At 38.4% G+C, this 554-nt stretch carries 1 protein-coding gene; it reads right to left on the bottom strand.

What is annotated here, in order from left to right:
• Nucleotides 1-29: 29 nt before the first annotated feature.
• On the bottom strand, nt 30-554 hold a 525-nt coding region (locus ACTNB8_RS16405), incomplete at its 5' end, for a transposase (protein WP_441056122.1).

Raw genomic sequence — 554 nt, 5'->3', positions numbered from 1 at the left:
CAGACTGTAGACAAACTTGGTGTTGGGTGTTATGCCCAGCACCATTTTTCTTTTAAAACTTCTTTTCTTTTTATTTTTTTCAAAATCAACAAAAATCTGGCTGTATTCCAGCCTCGTTTTTCCAGAATCTTTGCCAGTTTTTTCAGATTCATGCATGCGAAGGTAAGCCCGGCTTTCATTTCCATCCGCGCCTTTCCTACATACTGCGTATATCGAAATCCATGCTGTTCTTTCGCTGTACCGAAGATCCTCTCTATGGTTTCTTTTCTTAACTGATAGATCTGTCTGTTTCCTATCGTATGCCGAATGTCTTCTGCCACTTCCATATATTCTTCCCATACATGACGTGTGATCAGTTTTACATGCTCCTTACTTTCTGTGCATTTTGAAAGATATTGGCATTCAGCACAATGTTCACCGCAGCTTTTATACTCTTTATATCCACTTCTGTTTGTTGTACTGTATGTCAATATATGTGCTCCCGGACATATATAACAATCATAGTATTCATCATATGCGAATTCGTGTTTTCCGAAAAAGCCTTCTTTGGTCTT

This window comes from Blautia sp. HCP28S3_G10 (genome assembly GCF_052065235.1).
In the GTDB taxonomy this organism is placed as follows: Bacteria; Bacillota; Clostridia; order Lachnospirales; family Lachnospiraceae; genus Blautia_A.
The sequence above is the reverse complement of the archived record's forward strand: the minus strand, read 5'-3'. Positions and strand labels throughout refer to the sequence as shown.